General features: G+C 60.3%; 1 protein-coding gene. It reads right to left on the minus strand.

Going from position 1 to position 1,105, the window contains the following annotated elements:
* Positions 1–169: 169 nt before the first annotated feature.
* On the minus strand, positions 170–1,105 hold a 936-nt coding region (locus AB0366_RS27110), incomplete at its 5' end, for an MlaD family protein (protein WP_366246617.1).

The raw sequence follows: 1,105 nt of genomic DNA on the forward strand, positions 1-1,105 counted from the left end.
GGCAAGTTGAGTGCGCTGGTGAACTCCATCTGGATGTCGTAACCGTCCGCGTCGGAGGTCGCTATCGTCGGCGGATTGTCGGCGTTGATCCCACACGATGTCACGAAAACTATCGTTGCCATCAGTGCGACCACCATGGGTCCGAGGCATGCGCGATTGACCGAGATCATCAGGCCCCTCCCCCCATCATCCCTGCGATCGTCCTCGATACATCGCTGGACCCGCAGACTCCGTTTGCCACCGGCGCGGCGCAGCCACCGACCAGGCTTCGCAAAGGCAGCGACACTGCGAACGCCTGCACAATTGACTTGGCATCGGGGTGTTTCACGATGAGGTCTGCCGTGCGGGCTGCGATCGCTACCACCATGTCCGGCTGCTCTCCCATGTCGGCGATGAGCGGAACGGCAGCATCACCGATCGCGAATATCGGGGGACCGAAATCTGTTGCGAACCTCGAGAGGATCGGAACGAACGTCCCCGCGTACTCGACTGCCGAGCCGAAGGTCTGGCCGAACGCGATGATGACCTCGATGGCACCTACGAAGTTGTCGAAGAGGGCGGTCACCTCTTTGTCGTTCTCGGTTGCCACCCCCGTCAGTGCGGCGAGGTTCCCGACGATGCTGCGAATCTGCATATCCCGCTTTGCCGGGTCGTCGATGAGCGTGGCTGAGTCCTTGATGATCCCGGCCACGTCACCCTGCGTTCCTTCTAGATTGCGGGAGACGAGCTCGAGGGACTGCAAGATCGCGTCGGTGTTCCTGCCGTTGTCCTTGACCAGGTCCTCGGACAAGTTGCTGATCGAGTCGAGCGTCTGACTGATTCCCAGCGGGGTTCTCGTCTTACTCAACGGAATGCACTGATCCGTCTCGTATCGGGCTCCATCAGAGTACGGCTTGGTGAACTCGATTTGACGTTCGGTCACGATGGATGTCGACACCAGAGTCGCGCCGACGTCGGCGGGCAGCGGAACGCTCTTGTCGATCCGCATGTCGATCCTTACACCGGACTGATCACTATTCTGGTGCACCCCGACGACGCTGCCTATCTTCTTGCCGAGCATGGCTACTGTGTTGCCTTCGAAGAGGCCCGATGCGTCGGTGAACTC

Source organism: Rhodococcus sp. NPDC076796, assembly GCF_040702765.1.
In the GTDB taxonomy this organism is placed as follows: Bacteria; Actinomycetota; Actinomycetes; order Mycobacteriales; family Mycobacteriaceae; genus Rhodococcoides.